Annotated in this window: 15 protein-coding genes; 7 read left to right on the plus strand and 8 right to left on the minus strand. The window is 69.8% G+C overall.

Annotation, left to right across the window (positions count from 1 at the left end):
* Window positions 1-352: 352 nt before the first annotated feature.
* On the minus strand, window positions 353-994 hold the full coding sequence (locus ACZ56U_RS29445) for a DNA-3-methyladenine glycosylase (RefSeq protein ID WP_469086994.1): 642 nt from the start codon (window positions 992-994) through the stop codon (window positions 353-355).
* 178 nt (window positions 995-1172) lie between these two features.
* Between ACZ56U_RS29445 and ACZ56U_RS29450 the strand changes: the two genes are divergently transcribed.
* The 3 genes from ACZ56U_RS29450 (at window position 1173) to ACZ56U_RS29460 (ending at window position 3220) form a co-directional block, all read left to right on the plus strand.
* Window positions 1173-1955, plus strand: a complete 783-nt coding sequence (locus ACZ56U_RS29450; RefSeq protein ID WP_469086995.1) for a sporulation protein — start codon at window positions 1173-1175, stop codon at window positions 1953-1955.
* A gap of 62 nt (window positions 1956-2017) precedes the next feature.
* Window positions 2018-2557 carry a YbhB/YbcL family Raf kinase inhibitor-like protein gene (locus ACZ56U_RS29455; protein WP_469086996.1) on the plus strand — a complete coding sequence of 180 codons (540 nt, stop codon included), beginning with the start codon at window positions 2018-2020 and terminating at the stop codon, window positions 2555-2557.
* Between the two features lie 156 nt (window positions 2558-2713).
* The gene (locus ACZ56U_RS29460; protein WP_469086997.1) at window positions 2714-3220 is read left to right on the plus strand and encodes an HNH endonuclease; all 507 of its coding nucleotides are present in this window, start codon (window positions 2714-2716) and stop codon (window positions 3218-3220) included.
* Window positions 3221-3398: 178 nt separating this feature from the next.
* On the opposite strand, the gene ACZ56U_RS29465 is transcribed toward ACZ56U_RS29460, so the two are convergent.
* The 3 genes from ACZ56U_RS29465 to ACZ56U_RS29475 all read right to left on the minus strand — a co-directional run bounded on the left by ACZ56U_RS29465 (window position 3399) and on the right by ACZ56U_RS29475 (window position 5813).
* Entirely contained in the window at window positions 3399-4349 is a 951-nt protein-coding gene (locus tag ACZ56U_RS29465; protein WP_469086998.1) for an SPFH domain-containing protein, read from the minus strand.
* Window positions 4350-4480: 131 nt separating this feature from the next.
* Complete coding sequence (locus ACZ56U_RS29470) at window positions 4481-4912, minus strand: NfeD family protein (RefSeq protein WP_469086999.1); 432 nt, start codon at window positions 4910-4912, stop codon at window positions 4481-4483.
* A gap of 103 nt (window positions 4913-5015) precedes the next feature.
* Window positions 5016-5813, minus strand: coding sequence for an ABC transporter ATP-binding protein (locus tag ACZ56U_RS29475; protein ID WP_469087000.1), 798 nt, complete (start codon window positions 5811-5813; stop codon window positions 5016-5018).
* A gap of 139 nt (window positions 5814-5952) precedes the next feature.
* On the opposite strand from ACZ56U_RS29475, the gene ACZ56U_RS29480 reads away from it, so the two are divergent.
* Window positions 5953-6741 carry a hypothetical protein gene (locus ACZ56U_RS29480; RefSeq protein WP_469087001.1) on the plus strand — a complete coding sequence of 263 codons (789 nt, stop codon included), beginning with the start codon at window positions 5953-5955 and terminating at the stop codon, window positions 6739-6741.
* 400 nt (window positions 6742-7141) lie between these two features.
* On the opposite strand, the gene chpE is transcribed toward ACZ56U_RS29480, so the two are convergent.
* From chpE to ACZ56U_RS29495, 3 genes are all read right to left on the minus strand, one after another.
* Entirely contained in the window at window positions 7142-7387 is a 246-nt protein-coding gene (chpE, locus tag ACZ56U_RS29485; RefSeq protein ID WP_391230539.1) for a chaplin ChpE, read from the minus strand.
* Between the two features lie 157 nt (window positions 7388-7544).
* Complete coding sequence (locus ACZ56U_RS29490) at window positions 7545-8186, minus strand: response regulator (RefSeq protein ID WP_469087002.1); 642 nt, start codon at window positions 8184-8186, stop codon at window positions 7545-7547.
* Window positions 8179-9324 carry a GAF domain-containing sensor histidine kinase gene (locus ACZ56U_RS29495; protein ID WP_469087003.1) on the minus strand — a complete coding sequence of 382 codons (1146 nt, stop codon included), beginning with the start codon at window positions 9322-9324 and terminating at the stop codon, window positions 8179-8181. Before ACZ56U_RS29495 ends, ACZ56U_RS29490 begins: the two co-directional genes overlap by 8 nt.
* Window positions 9325-9509: 185 nt before the next feature.
* Between ACZ56U_RS29495 and ACZ56U_RS29500 the strand changes: the two genes are divergently transcribed.
* From ACZ56U_RS29500 to ACZ56U_RS29510, 3 genes are all read left to right on the plus strand, one after another.
* A complete protein-coding gene (locus ACZ56U_RS29500; protein WP_469087004.1) occupies window positions 9510-10205 on the plus strand; it encodes an SDR family NAD(P)-dependent oxidoreductase in 696 nt (231 codons plus the stop codon).
* On the plus strand, window positions 10202-11311 hold the full coding sequence (locus tag ACZ56U_RS29505; protein WP_469087005.1) for an S-adenosylmethionine:tRNA ribosyltransferase-isomerase: 1110 nt from the start codon (window positions 10202-10204) through the stop codon (window positions 11309-11311). The genes ACZ56U_RS29500 and ACZ56U_RS29505 overlap by 4 nt, the downstream gene beginning before the upstream one ends.
* Before the next feature lie 311 nt (window positions 11312-11622).
* The gene (locus ACZ56U_RS29510; protein WP_469087006.1) at window positions 11623-12357 is read left to right on the plus strand and encodes a transglycosylase SLT domain-containing protein; all 735 of its coding nucleotides are present in this window, start codon (window positions 11623-11625) and stop codon (window positions 12355-12357) included.
* A gap of 84 nt (window positions 12358-12441) precedes the next feature.
* Here ACZ56U_RS29510 and ACZ56U_RS29515 read toward each other — a convergent pair whose 3' ends face one another.
* Entirely contained in the window at window positions 12442-14973 is a 2532-nt protein-coding gene (locus tag ACZ56U_RS29515) for an ABC transporter ATP-binding protein/permease (RefSeq protein WP_469087217.1), read from the minus strand.
* Between the last annotated feature and the right edge of the window lie 172 nt (window positions 14974-15145).

Raw genomic sequence — 15145 nt, forward strand, 5'->3', positions numbered from 1 at the left:
AGGAACGGACGCTTCCTTTGTACTCACCCTCTCGGGCTTTCCTCCGGGCTTTTCCCTTCGGTCTTGCGTTTCCGACTCTATCAGACCGTTTCCGGCCCGATTCCCTGTCGGCGGGATTTGCCTTGGGCTTCGCGGCTTTCGCCTGTCGGCCTTTCGACATTCACTACGTTAGCCCATCCTCTCGCCAACTCATAATCGAGTTCCGCGAGTTCGAATTCAGGCATGCAGGCACGCCGAATTGACCCTCGCTGGGAGGAGGTCGTAGGTAGTGGTTTGGCCGCTTCCGGCTGCTGACGATCGCAGTACCCGGTTCAAGCGGCTCGGGCTACATTACGCACCGCACAAGGGCGCGTCAACTTGACCGACGCCTCGGCGTATGGGCGCGATACGGGCTCACCGTCGGGTCGTTGGCGATCCAGAAGCGCCAGGGGTGGACGCCTCCCTCCCCGGACACTCCGGTGCGGGGGCCGTTGAGTACCTGGTCGGAGGCGACGGGGTTACCTGCGAGGACCCTCAGTGGGCTGTCCTCGGAGTCGCACGCGTCCGTGCCGTCCAGAGAGCGGGCCACGTCCAGGGCTGTGGCCAGGCGGGCCGGCCCTTTGGCCAGTTCCTTGTCGTTCCGGGCCGAGAGTCGACGTTCGCGGGCGAGCTCGGCGCCCTCGACGATCTCGCCCGCGCGCAGCAGGACCGCGCTCGCCGTGCCGTCCGGACCGCACACCAGGTTCATGCAGTGCCACATGCCGTAGGTGAAGTAGACGTACACATGACCGGGCGGGCCGAACATCACGCTGTTGCGGGCCGTGCGGCCGCGGTAGGCGTGCGAGCCGGGGTCGTGCCGGCCGTCGTAGGCCTCCACCTCTGTGAGGCGAAGGGCGATCGGGCCGTCGGGGGTGGTGCGGACGAGGATGCGGCCGAGGAGGTCGGGGGCGACGTCCAGTACGGGGCGGTCGAAGAACTCGCGTGGGAGGGGCGTACGGTCGGGGCTCGCGATCATGCCGTCCGAGGGTAATGCAGACGGGGTGGCTGCCACGGGGTGGTCAGCGCGCGTTCGCCTTGCAAGGGTGAGGGCGCGGAACCGGCCGGGGCCGGATCGCGTTTGTAGGGATCAAGGATCCACACGCGACTCGCACTAGAGGCAAGTCACGGGACGACGTAGAGGTAGAGGGAGAGACATGGCGTTCAAGAAGCTGCTCGCGAGCCTGGGGGCCGGCGGGGCTTCGGTCGAGACGGTGCTGACCGAGGTCAACGTCGTTCCGGGTGGTGTCGTCCAGGGTGAGGTGCGGATCCAGGGCGGGTCCGTCGATCAGCAGATCGAGGCGCTGTCGGTCGGGCTCCAGGCCAAGGTCGAGGTGGAGAGCGGCGACCAGGAGTACAAGCAGGACATCGAGTTCACCAAGCAGCGGCTCGGCGGTGCCTTCGAGCTCAAGGCGGGTGCCGTGCACGCGGTGCCGTTCGGGCTCGAGATCCCGTGGGAGACGCCGATCACCACGATCGACGGTCAGCCGCTGCGCGGGATGCACATCGGGGTGTCCACGGAGCTGGAGATCGCGCGTGCGGTGGACTCCGGTGACCTGGACCCGGTCAACGTGCACCCGCTGCCGGCGCAGAAGGCGATCCTGGACGCGTTCATCCAGCTGGGCTTCCGGTTCAAGAACGCGGACATGGAGCGTGGCCTCATTCGCGGTACGCGGCAGAAGCTGCCCTTCTACCAGGAGATCGAGTTCTTCCCGCCGCAGCAGTACCGCGGGATCAACCAGGTCGAGCTCAGCTTCGTCGCCGATCACACCGCCATGGACGTGGTGCTGGAGATGGACAAGAAGCCGGGGCTGTTCAGCGAGGGCAGCGACACCTTCCGCTCGTTCCAGGTGGGTCTGCACGACTACCAGGGCACGGACTGGCCGGCGTACCTCAACCAGTGGCTGTCCGAGGTCGGCAGCAAGCGCAACTGGTTCTAGGCTCGGGACGTACTGATTCCACTGATCAGTAATCCCCCATGAACCGATCAGGAGGTACCGAGGTGACCGAGCTCAAGAGGCGGCCGCTCCCCCATGACTTCCATCCGCCCGTGCCGTCGTTCACGGTGACGAGCGAGGACGTCGAGGAAGGTGCGCCGCTCAAGGACGCTCAGGTCTACGCGGCCGGCAACACCTCGCCGCAGCTGCGGTGGGAGGGCTTTCCGCCCGAGACCAAGAGCTTCGCCGTGACCTGCTACGACCCCGACGCCCCCACGGGCAGCGGGTTCTGGCACTGGACCGTGTTCGACATCCCGGCCTCGGTGACCGAGTTGCCGGCGGGTGCGGGCAGCGGCAAGTTCGAGGGGCTGCCGGAGGGCGCCGTACAGGTCCGCAACGACTACGGGTCGAAGGACTTCGGCGGTGCCGCGCCGCCGCCCGGGGACGGGCCGCACCGGTACGTCTTCACGGTCTACGCGGTGGACCAGGAGAAGCTCGGGGTGGACTCCGACGCCTCTCCCGCCGTCGTGGGATTCAACCTGCGGTTCAAGACGATCGCGCGTGCCCAGCTGATCGGTGAGTACGAAATCCCCGCGGAGAGCTGAACGAGCCCACCGTTCACGCAACGTTTGCCCGCCCCTGGTCTTGGAAGTGATCAGGGGCGGGCACTTTTTATTTCGTTGTCCATCTCGGCGTGCCCGGCCAGAGTTGATCCCAGCCCGCCAGGGGGTGGGCCGGTGCGCACAGGAGGTGGGCTGGTTATGCGGGACACGCTGGTACTGAACGCGAGCTTCGAGCCGCTGTCGACGGTGACGTTGAACCGTGCCGTCGTTCTGGTGCTTCAGGACAAGGCCGTGGTCGAGCAGTCCCACCCCGAACTGCGTATGCGGGGAGCCGCGGTCGACATACCGGCGCCCCGGGTGATCAGGCTGTGCAGATACGTGCGGGTGCCGTTCCGAAGACAAGCGCCGTGGTCCAGGCGGGGTGTGCTGGTCAGGGACCGGCACCGGTGCGCGTACTGCGGGCGCAGGGCGACGACCGTGGACCATGTCGTGCCACGGGCGCAGGGCGGTCAGGACTCCTGGCTGAACACGGTGGCCTCCTGCGCGGAGGACAATCACCGCAAGGCCGACCGGACTCCGGAGCAGGCGGGTATGCCGTTGCTGCGGGAACCGTTCGAGCCCAGTCCTGCGGATGCGATGTTGCTGTCGCTGGGGACGGAGGACTTTCAGGCGCTGCCTGACTGGCTGGCTCGGGATGCCGCGTAGCGCCTGAGCGTCTGCCGGGATCGGTCGGGATGCGGGTGCGGGTGCGGGTGCGTCGTGGCTTGTCGCGCCCACGCGGCGGAGCCGCAGATCGATACAGCCCCGCGCCCCTGAAAAACCAAAGACGTTGGGGCTCCCCGCGTTACGAGGGGAGCCCCGACGTCGTACGACGAAGTCCGCGTCAGTCGATCGACGGCTTCTCCCTGCGTTCCGATCCGCCGTTGCCCTGGCCGCCGCCGCCTCCTGAACCGCCGCCCAGGTTGCCGAAGTTGCCCATGGCGCCGGAGAGGCCCTTGAGGGCGTCGCCGATCTCGCTGGGGACGATCCAGAGCTTGTTGGCGTCGCCCTCGGCGATCTTGGGGAGCATCTGGAGGTACTGGTAGGAGAGGAGCTTCTGGTCGGGGTCGCCCGCGTGGATGGCCTCGAAGACCGTGCGGACGGCCTGGGCCTCGCCCTCCGCTCGCAGGGCCGCTGCCTTGGCCTCACCCTCGGCGCGCAGGATCTGGGACTGCTTCTCACCCTCGGCGGTGAGGATGGCCGCCTGGCGCGTTCCTTCCGCGGTGAGGATCGCCGCGCGCTTGTCGCGGTCGGCGCGCATCTGCTTCTCCATCGAGTCCTGGATGGAGGTCGGGGGCTCGATCGCCTTGAGTTCCACCCGGTTGACGCGGATGCCCCACTTGCCCGTCGCCTCGTCGAGGACGCCGCGCAGGGCCGCGTTGATCTCCTCGCGGGAGGTCAGGGTGCGTTCCAGGTCCATGCCACCGATGATGTTGCGCAGGGTGGTGACCGTGAGCTGCTCGATGGCCTGGATGTAGCTGGCGACCTCGTACGTCGCGGCCCTCGCGTCGGTCACCTGGTAGTAGATGACCGTGTCGATGTTGACCACCAGGTTGTCCTGGGTGATCACCGGCTGCGGAGGGAACGGGACGACCTGTTCACGCAGGTCGATCCGGTTGCGGATGGTGTCGATGAACGGGACGACGATGTTCAGGCCCGCGTTGAGGGTCCGCGTGTAGCGGCCGAAGCGCTCGACGATGGCCGCGCTGGCCTGCGGGATGACTTGGATGGTCTTGATCAGGGCGATGAAGACCAACACCACCAGGATGATCAAAACGATGATGACCGGTTCCATCGTCGCTTCCCCGTACCTCTCTCCGCCTTGGCGCTTTTGGAAGATCTTATGGTTGTCGAAGATCTTGCTGGTCGAGTCTGACAGACCGTCGTGGACCTCGTGGGGTTTCGCGCCACTTGCATCGTGCGAGGTCACATGATGATCGCCGTGGCCCCCTCGATGTCCACGACGTCCACTTCCTCACCTACTTCGTAGGCGCGGCCGGTGTCGAGAGCGCGGGCCGACCAGACCTCTCCGGCGAGCTTGATCCGGCCGCCGGAGCCGTCGACGCGCTCCGTCACCACGGCCTGCTTGCCCTTCAACGCCTCGATTCCGGTGGCCAGTTGGGGCCGCTGTGCACCGTGCCTGGCCGCGACGGGTCGTACGACCGCGATGAGGGCGACCGAGACGACGGCGAAGACGAGGACCTGGACGACCATGTCGAAGCCGAGGCCCGCCATGATCGAGGCCGCCACGGCGCCCACGGCGAGCATTCCGAACTCCGGCATGGCCGTGATCACGAGCGGGATGCCGAGCCCTGCCGCGCCGATGAGCCACCACACCCATGCGTCGATGTCGTTCACATGGTCATGGTAGTTCCGCAGGTCCCGCCGCGGACAGGGCGCAGTGGGGGTCTGTATGGGGTTCTCGCTCGTGAACTCCCTTGGCGGGAGGGCGAGAAGAGACTCAGGACAGCGGCAGGCCCTGTGCCGTCCAGCGCTCGCCGACCTGCTCGACGACGAGCGGGAGGCCGAAGCAGAGGGAGAGGTTGCGGGAGGTGAGTTCGAGCTCCAGCGGGCCGGCGGCGAGGACCTTGCCCTGGCGGATCATCAGGACGTGGGTGAAGCCGGGGGCGATCTCCTCCACGTGGTGGGTGACCATCAGCATGGAGGGGGCGATCGGGTCGCGGGCGAGGCGGCCGAGCCGGCGCACGAGGTCCTCGCGGCCGCCGAGGTCGAGGCCTGCGGCGGGCTCGTCGAGGAGGAGCAGCTCGGGGTCGGTCATCAGAGCGCGGGCGATGAGGGTGCGCTTGCGCTCGCCCTCGGAGAGGGTGCCGAACTTGCGCTCCAGGTAGTCGCTCATGCCGAGACGGTCGAGGAAGGCGCGGGCGCGCTGCTCGTCGATCTCGTCGTAGTCCTCCTGCCAGGTGGCCGTCATGCCGTACGCGGCCGTCAGTACGGTCTCCAGGACGGTCTGGCGCTTGGGGAGCTTGTCGGCCATGGCGATGCCGGCCATGCCGATGCGCGGGCGCAGTTCGAAGACGTCGGTGCCGGGCCTGCCGAGGGTCTCGCCGAGGATCGTGGCGGTGCCCTTGCTGGGGTAGACGTAGCTGGAGGCGACGTTGAGGAGGGTGGTCTTGCCGGCGCCGTTGGGACCGAGGATGACCCAGCGCTCGCCCTCCTTGACCGACCAGGAGACCTGGTCCACCAGAGCCCGGCCCTCACGGACCACGGATACGTCCTCAAGCTCCAGAACGTCGCTCATGAGCGTGTTGTCTCCCCTTGCAGTGTGACCGGTCTCGGCGTCCGGGCTTGTCGCGTGCGCGTGTCGGCGCGGCCCTCAAGGAAATCTACGCCACCGGTCGCCCGCTCCATTCCATCGGTCCGGTCCTTAGGGTGGGGGCATGCTCTCGGAACCACGCTCTGGACGCCTTGCCGCATGGGGAAATGGCCTTCTTGCCGGACTTGTCTCGCCTGACGACGCCGTGCTCGCGATCGTCGGCGAGGACGCCGTGCACCGGGTGGAGGGGCTGCCGGGCGAATCGTCGCCGGTCGGACTGACCCTCGCGCTCGGGCGGTTGCGGGGACTCGGGGTCGTCGGGTTCCGGGTGGCGCTGCCCGCGCCGGGGCATCCGCTGGGGCTGAGCGGGCCGCCGGAGTTCAACGCGCGGGCGCTGGAGGCCGAGGAGGCGGTGATCTGTCACGGGGCGGCGCTCGGGCTGGTGCCGGAGGTGTACGAGGCCGGGCCGTCCGGTGATGTGCATGTCGAGGTGGTCTGGCATGTGCTGCCGGTGCGGGAGGCGCCGCCGGCCGACGTGCCGTCCTTGGGCGAGGCCGAGCGGGAGCTGGCGGAGGCGTTGCGGGACGCGACGGAGATGCTGACGCGGCTCGACGTGGCGGGGTCGGGTCCGGTGGCCGAGGCGGCGGTCGACGCGTACCGGGCTCGGGCGGAGCGGGGGCGCGAGGTGCTGGCCCCGGGGTATCCGCCCCGCGCGGTGCGAGTGCTGGAGCTTGCGCAACGGGTGGGGTTGCTCGTCTCCGTCGCCTATGAGCACGGGCCCGGAGGTGCGGTGAGCGCGGGTGAGATGGCGGCTCGCGCCCAGGCCCTGCGCCCGGTGGAACGAACGGCCCGACGGGCACAGGTGGCGGCGTACAACGCGTATGTGGAGGAGCGGGAGCGCGGGGTGCGGTGAGGGAAGGGCTAAGCGGGGACTGACGGAGTTGCCCGGCCCGCGGGCCGCGGTGAGCGACCTCAGCGACGCCGGGTGTGGTCAGACGGGGTCCTTCGCACGCCGGCCTCGGTGATCACCCTCAGGGGCGCGGGGAACTGCGCGACCAGCCCCCACTCGGCCGCAGACGAAAGACTTAGAGGCACCGCCCTCAGCCGCGCCCGCAGTCGAGAGAGACCCCGCACCACACAAACCAAGGGCCCCTCAAGTCGCCGTTGGCTCAAGAGCCCCCGCCGGCCGAGACGATGTCAGTCGTTCGCACCCTCGTTGCCGAAGGCGGGCTTCAGGCCGGCGATGCCGTTGGCGGACCGGCCTCCCAGGCGGACCTGGGAGGCCGGAAGTCACTGCTGCTCCGTGGCGGAGGTCAGCGGTTGATGCCGAGGTTGCCGAACGCCGGGTTCAGCACACCGATGACGTTCACGCTGTTGCCGACCGCGTTCACCGGGACGTGCACCGGGGCCTGGACGAGGTTGCCCGAGATGACGCCGGGCGAGCCCACGGCCGAGCCGTCGGCGTGCGAGCCGTCGGTGGCGGAGGCCATACCGGCACCGGCGGCGATCAGCCCGCCGGCCACCATCGTCACGGCCGCTGCCTTCTTCAGGTTCTTCACTTCTGAGCCCCTCCTAGCGATTGCCGCGGCAGTCGCCGCAGCACGCACTGGAGAACGGCGGAGCTCCACGAAGGATGCGCCATCCGGGGGACATTCCCACGACGGTATGAATCTCACTCCGGAGCGGAACCCTCCGAATTGCCGCCCACTTCGTGCATCAACCGGTCACTCCGTGACGTACCGCCCACAACGCGGCCTGTGTGCGGTCCGACAGGTCGAGTTTCATGAGGATGTTCGAGACGTGGGTCTTGACGGTCTTCTCCGAGAGGACGAGGGCGCGCGCGATCTCGCGGTTCGAGCGGCCGTCCGCTATCAGGCCGAGCACCTCGCGCTCCCGGTCGGTGAGCGAACCCGCCCTCCCCTGGCCGTTGTTGGCCTCCTCCTGGGACAGCAGGGCGCCCGCGACCTCGGGCTGGAGCAGGATGTGCCCCGCGTGGACGGAGCGGATGGCGCCGGCCAGCGCGTCCGGGTCGATGTCCTTGTAGACGTACCCCGCGGCGCCCGCGCGCAGCGCCGGGACCACCGTGCGCTGCTCGGTGAAGCTGGTGACGATCAGCACGCGCGCGGGATTGTTCAGTTCGCGCAGCTTGCGCAGGGCGTCCACGCCGTCCATGCCCGGCATCTTGACGTCCATGAGGACGACGTCGGGCCCGAGCTCCTCGGCGCGCGCGACTCCCTCGGCGCCGTCGGAGGCCTCGCCGACGACCTCGATGTCGTCCTGTACCTCGAGGAAGGTGCGCAGGCCGCGACGGACCACCTGGTGGTCGTCGACGAGCAGCACCTTGATTGCGTCAGCCACCAGGGACCTCCATCTCGATCGTGGTGCCCTTGCCGGGCGCCGAATCCACGGTCAGGCCGCCGCCGACCCCGCTCGACCGGTCGCGCATGGAGACCAGTCCGAGGTGGCGTCCCGCGCGGCGGGTCTGCTGCGGGTCGAAGCCGCTGCCGTCGTCGGTGACCCGTAGGACGGCTCCGCTCCCCCGCCGGGACAGCGTCACATCGACGTGTGCGGCGCCGGAGTGCCGCAGGGCGTTGTGCAGGGCCTCCTGGGCGACGCGCAGGACGGCCTCCTCCTGGGCGGCGGGCAGGGCGCGCACGCCGCAGCTGCCGAAGGTGACGCGCGCGGTGTGGGCGCGGTCGAGGACCTGGATCTGGGTGCGGAGGGTGGCGACGAGGCCGTCCTCGTCGAGGGCGGCGGGGCGCAGTTCCACGACGGCGGCGCGCAGTTCGTCGGCGGCCTCGGCGGCGAGCGCGGCGACCTGCTGGAGCTCGCCCTTGGCGCGGGAGGGGTCACGGTCGACGAGGGCGGCGGCCGCCTGGGCCGTCAGGCGCAGCGAGAACAGCTTCTGGGCGACCGCGTCGTGCAGTTCGTGCGCGAGCCGGGAGCGCTCCTCCGCGATGGTCAGCTCACGGCTGCGTTCGTACAGGCGGGCGTTGGTCAGGGCGATGGCGGCGTGCTGGGCGAGGATGGCGAGGAGTTCCTCGTCCTCCGCGGTGAAGCCGCAGCCGCCGTCCGGCTTCGGACAGTTCTTGTTCGCGAGGAAGAGGGCTCCGATGACCTCGTCGCCGTCGCGGATGGGCAGGCCCAGGAAGTCGGACATGTCGGGGTGCGCCGCCGGCCAGCCCTCGAAGCGGGGGTCCTTGCGCACGTCGGCAAGGCGCTCGGCCTTCGCCTCCTGGAGCATCGCGGCGAGGATGCCGTGCTGGCGCGGGAGGGGTCCGATGGCCTTCCACTGCCGGTCGCTGACGCCGTCGACCACGAACTGGGCGAAGCCGCCGTGGTCGTCCGGGACACCCAGCGCCGCGTACTGCGCGTCGAGCAGTTCGCGGGCCGAGGCGACGATCGTCTTGAGGACGTCGCGTACCTCTCCGTGCCTGCTCATGGCCAGCAGCGCGGAACTCACCGCCGCGAGGCCCGACCTGGGTCCTTGACTCATGCCCTCACGGTACCGGCGGGGTGTGACAGTCCGTATCGGACCTGTGGCGGCGGCCGCCTAGGCCGGTGGGACTAGGCCGAAGGGCCCCGCTCGCTCGCGACCTGCGTCCGACGCCTGCCGCGCCGGCCGGTTCCTACGTTGAGGGCACGCCGTTCGAAGGGCGCCGAGGACGAGGGGACGTTGTCATGCCGGTAGCGATCATCACGGGGGCCTCGAAGGGGCTGGGGCGGGCGCTCGCCGAGGCGCTCGCCGCGCGGGGCTGGGACCTGGTGCTCGACGCCAGGGGTGCGCGGGGGCTGCGGGAGGCGGCCGAGGGGCTGGAGAAGTACGGCACACGGGTGGCGGCGCTGCCGGGCGATGTCACGGACCCGGGGCACCGGGTCGGGCTGGTGGCCGCCGCGCGGGGGTTCGGCGGCCTCGATCTGGTGGTGGGCAACGCCAGCGCCCTGGGCGCCGAACCCCTGGTACGCCTGGAGGAGCTGCCGCTGGAGGGGCTGCGGCGGGCTCTGGAGGTGAACGTGGTGGCCACGCTGGGGCTGGTGCAGGAGGCGCTGCCACTGCTGCGGGCCGCCCACGCGGGTGCGGTGATCACGGTCAGCTCGGACGCGGCGGCCGAGGCCTACGAGACATGGGGCGGTTACGGGGCGTCGAAGGCCGCCCTGGACCAGCTCGCGGCGGTGCTCGGGGAGGAGGAGCCCGGGCTGCGGGTGTGGGCGGTCGACCCCGGGGACATGGCGACGGAGCTGTACGCGGCGGCCGTACCGGGCGACGACGGTCCCCGTCCCGATCCGGCCGAGGTGGTCCCGGGCTTCCTGCGGCTGCTCGACGAGCGTCCGGCGAGCGGCCGGTACGCCGCGCCCGCACCGGCGGAGGGGCGATGACGACGGCCCTGCGCGTCCCGGCGGAGCTGTCGGCCCGTGTTCCGGCCGAGCAGCGGGGGCCGGGGCTGGACCGGGACGCCGTGCGGCTGCTGGTGTCGCGCGGTACGGCGGTGGCCCACCACGCGTTCGCGGAGCTGCCTCGGCTGCTGCGGGCCGGGGATCTGCTCGTCGTCAACACCTCGCCCACGCTGGCGGCGGCCGTGGACGGGCGGATCAAGCACACGCGTGTGGTGGTGCACTTCTCCACGCGCGGGGACGACGGTCGCTGGGCGGTCGAGCTGCGGGACCCTGACCCGCGGGGCGCCACACGGCCGCGTGCGGGCGGTCCCGCGGGTACGGAGGTGCGGTTGCCCGGGGGCGTCCGGCTGCGCCTGGAGGAGCCGCTGAGCGCCGGGAGCGAGCGGCTCTGGTGGGCGCGGGTGAGCGGGGCCGACCCGGACACCGGCGGCCTCTCCCGGGTCGTCGGCACGCTGCGCGAGCACGGCCGCCCGATCCGCTACGCCTACACCGACCGCGACCAGCCCCTGTCCGTCTACCAGACCGTGTTCGCGCTGCCCTCTCCCGACGGGACCGGCAGCGCGGAGATGCCGAGCGCCGCTCGGCCCTTCACCGCGCGGCTGGTGGCGGAGCTGGTGAGTCGGGGGGTGCAGTTCGCGCCGATCACCCTGCACACCGGGGTGGCGTCGGTGGAGGTGCACGAGCCGCCGTATCCGGAGCGGTTCGCGGTGCCGGAGGCGTCGGCGCGGCTGGTCAACGCCGCCAGGGCGCAGGGCGGCAGGGTCGTCGCCGTCGGGACGACCGCGGTGCGGGCCGTGGAGTCGGCGGCGGGTGCCGACGGCGTCGTACGCGCGCGTGCGGGGTGGACGGACCTCGTGGTGACTCCGCGGCGCGGGGTGCGGGTGGTGGACGGGCTGCTGACCGGGCTGCACGAGCCCGAGGCCTCGCATCTGCTGATGCTGCGGGCGGTGGCCGGGCGGGCGGCCGTCGACCGTGCGTACGAGGAGGCGCTGCGGGGGCGCTATCTGTGGCACGAGTTCGGGGACCTGCATCTCATCCTCCCGGAGGAGGGTCCTCACAGAGAGCATTGCTTCAGCAACTCGCGGTGAGACTGCTCCGCGGTCGATGTGAGCCCGCGCATAGGGCGCAGGTCACGTACGAAGGCGAATAGGAGATAAAGCGGCCCGGGGTGAGCGGGGCAGACATTCCCATCTGTCCCGTTTTGCCCCTCCCTGATCCACTATGCAGGATCGTACGTCACACCTTTGCCACACATTTTTGCGACAGCTAAGAATGGCAACCGTCGCTCAGCGCCGCGGGTTCGTCCGCGGCGTTCGTGCCGAGTACCCGGTGCCGGAAGCACCCGGGTCCCCCGCCGGACGAAGAGCGGCCTCCGCGCTATTCGAAGAGGTCCATCCGCATGTCCCAGAAGAGCCACAGTCGCGCGCTGACCAAGCGCCACAAGGTCGCCATCGCCGGTGTCGCCACGCTCGGCGCCGCCGCCCTCGCGTTCTCCGCTGTTCCCGGCAACGCGGAGACGACCACGAGCGAAGCCGCCGCTTCCTCCGCCGCGGTGGCGTACAGCTCCGAGCAGCTCAAGGGTCTCCAGTCCGACGTGACCGAGCAGCTCGCCGGCGCCAGCCTGCAGAGCCAGGCCGCCGAGGCCGCCGCCGCGAAGAAGGCCGCCGCGAAGGCCGCCGCCGACGCCGCCGCGAAGAAGAAGGCCGCCGCCGAGGCCGCCGCCGCGAAGAAGGCCGCGGCGGAGCGCAAGGCGAAGGAGGCCGCGAGCCGGTCCGCCAAGCGCGCCGCGGTCAAGGCCGCCCCGAAGACCTACGCGAACAACCTCGACGGCTGGATCAAGCACGCCCTCGACATCATGGACGCGAAGAACATCCCGGGCACCTACAACGGGCTCCACCGCAACATCATGCGGGAGTCCTCGGGCAACCCGAACGCGATCAACAACTGGGACATCAACGCCATCAACGGCGTCCCGTCGATCGGTCTGCTCCAGATCATCAAGCCGACCTTCGACGCGTACCACGTCCCCGGCACCGCCTTCAGCCAGTACGACCCGGTCGCCAACATCGTCGCCTCCGCCAACTACGCGGCCGACAAGTACGGCTCGATCGACAACGTCAACGGCGCGTACTGAGGTCGCGCGGACCTCGACTCGCCGTATGCCGAAGGGCGGCACCCAACTGACGGGGTGCCGCCCTTCGGCGTCGTACGGACCTGACTACTTGCGCATGACCTCGGGCTCGTGGCGGCGCAGGAAGCGGGCCACGAGGAAGCCGCAGAGCACGCCGAGGACGATCAGGGCGATCATGTCCATGCTCCAGGCACCGACGCTGTGCGCCCACAGCGGGTCGTCGCTGTCGCCCTTGGCCGGCGGGCTGATCTTGTTGAAGTCCAGCGTGGCGCCCGCGGCGGCGACCGCCCAGCGCGACGGCATCAGGTACGACAGCTCGTTGACGCCGACCGAGTTGGCCAGCGGGAAGAGGCAGCCGGTGAAGACGACCTGGACGATCGCGAACATGACCAGCAGCGGCATGGTCTTCTCGGCGGTCTTCACCAGGGCCGAGATGATCAGGCCGAACATCATCGCGGTGAAGCCCAGCGCCATGATCGGGATGCACAGCTCCAGCAGGATCTGGCTGCCGAGGATCAGGCCCTTGTCCGGGATGGTGCGGCTGGAGAAGCCGATGACGCCGACCATCAGGCCCTGGACCATGGTGATCAGGCCGAGCACGAACACCTTGGACATCAGGTACGCGGACCGGGACAGCCCGGTCGCGCGCTCCCGCTCGTAGATGACCCGTTCCTTGATCAGCTCGCGGACGGAGTTGGCGGCACCGGCGAAGCAGGCGCCCACCGCGAGGATCAGCAGGACCGTCAGCGCCGTGCCGTTGGCGATGGGCTTGCCGGTGTTCGGGTTGATCTCCGTGTTGACCAGGAGGTCCTTGCCGGCGTCGATGAGCAGGCTCACCGAGCCCAGGACGAGCGGCAGGATGATCGACAGGGCCAGGAAGCCCTTGTCGGAGGCGATCACCGAGACGTAGCGGCGCACCAGCGTGCCGAACTGGGACATCCAGCCCTGCGGCTTCGGCGGCTTCATCGCCTGCATCGGCGGCATCTGTACGGACTGCGGCGCGATGGCGTCGATGTCCGCGGCGTACATCTGGTAGTGCTGCGAGCCCTTCCAGCGGCCCGCCCAGTCGTAGTCGCGGTAGTTCTCGAAGGCGGAGAAGACGTCAGCCCAGGTGTCGTAGCCGAAGAAGTTCAGCGCCTCCTCGGGCGGGCCGAAGTAGGCGACCGAACCGCCGGGGGCCATCACCAGGAGCTTGTCGCAGATCGCCAGCTCGGCCACCGAGTGGGTGACGACGAGGACCGTACGGCCGTCGTCGGCGAGGCCGCGCAGCAGCTGCATCACGTCGCGGTCCATGCCCGGGTCGAGGCCCGAGGTGGGCTCGTCCAGGAAGATCAGGGACGGCTTGGTCAGGAGCTCCAGGGCCACCGAGACACGCTTGCGCTGGCCGCCGGAGAGGGAGGTGACCTTCTTCTCCTTGTGGATGTCCAGCTTCAGCTCGCGCAGCACCTCGTCGATGCGGGCCTCGCGCTCGGCGCCGGTGGTGTCGGCGGGGAAGCGGAGCTTGGCCGCGTACTTGAGGGCCTTCTTGACGGTCAGCTCCTTGTGCAGGATGTCGTCCTGCGGGACCAGACCGATACGCTGGCGCAGCTCGGCGAACTGCTTGTAGAGGTTCCGGTTGTCGTAGAGGACGTCGCCCTGGTTGGCGGGCCGGTAGCCCGTCAGCGCCTTGAGCAGCGTGGACTTTCCGGAGCCGGACGGTCCGATGACCGCGATCAGCGACTTCTCCGGGACGCCGAAGGAGACGTCCTTGAGGATCTGCTTGCCGCCGTCGACCGTGACGGTCAGATGGCGGGCCGAGAAGGAGACCTCACCAGTGTCGACGAACTCCTCGAGCCGGTCGCCGACGATCCGGAACGTCGAGTGGCCGACACCGACGATGTCCGTCGGGCCGAGCAGCACCGAACCGCCCTTGGCGATCGGCTGGCCGTTGACGTACGTGCCGTTGTGCGAGCCGAGGTCGCGGATCTCCATACGGCCGTCGGGCGTCGAGTGGAACTCGGCGTGGTGACGGGAGACCTGCAGGTCGGAGACGACCAGTTCGTTCTCCAGGGCACGACCGATGCGCATCACGCGGCCGATCGAGAACTGGTGGAACGTGGTCGGGCTGCGGTCGCCGTAGACCGGCGGCGCCCCCGCGCCGACGCCGGGACCCGGCTGCTGCGGAACCTTCCCGACAGAGTGCTGCTGCTGCGGCTGCTGCCAGCCGGCCTGCGGTGCCGGCTGCTGCGGCGGCGCCTGCTGGGCCCAGCCAGGGTTCGCGGCCGGAGCGGCCTGGGCCGCCTGCGCGGCGTACGGCTGCTGCGCCTGAGGCTGCGCGGACGGGGCCGCGGAGCCGCTGAGGCTCACCCGCGGTCCGTCGGTCGCGTTGCCGAGGTGCACCGCCGAGCCGGGGCCGAGCTCCAGCTGGTGGATCCGCTGGCCCTGTACGAACGTGCCGTTCGTCGAGCCGTGGTCCTCGATGGCCCAACTGCGGCCGTTCCAGCTGATCGTGGCGTGACGCCAGGACACCCTGGCGTCGTCGAGCACGATGTCTCCCTGCGGATCGCGTCCGAGGGTGTAGGGCCTGGACGGGTCTAGCGTCCAGGTGCGTCCATTCAATTCCAGTACGAGTTCCGGCACTCCATGCCCCATGAGTAGTCCCCCGAGTTACCCCCCAACACAGGGAGTCTAGGGATGTCGAACATCGTCGGGAACTATTTCAGGCTCGGCCCCCTGACCGAAAGTCGGGCCTTGTGAAGACCACGCGTACACGCTTCGACCGGTTCCGTTGACGGGGTTGAAACCGACCCGG

The organism is Streptomyces sp. NPDC034103, from assembly GCF_055575395.1.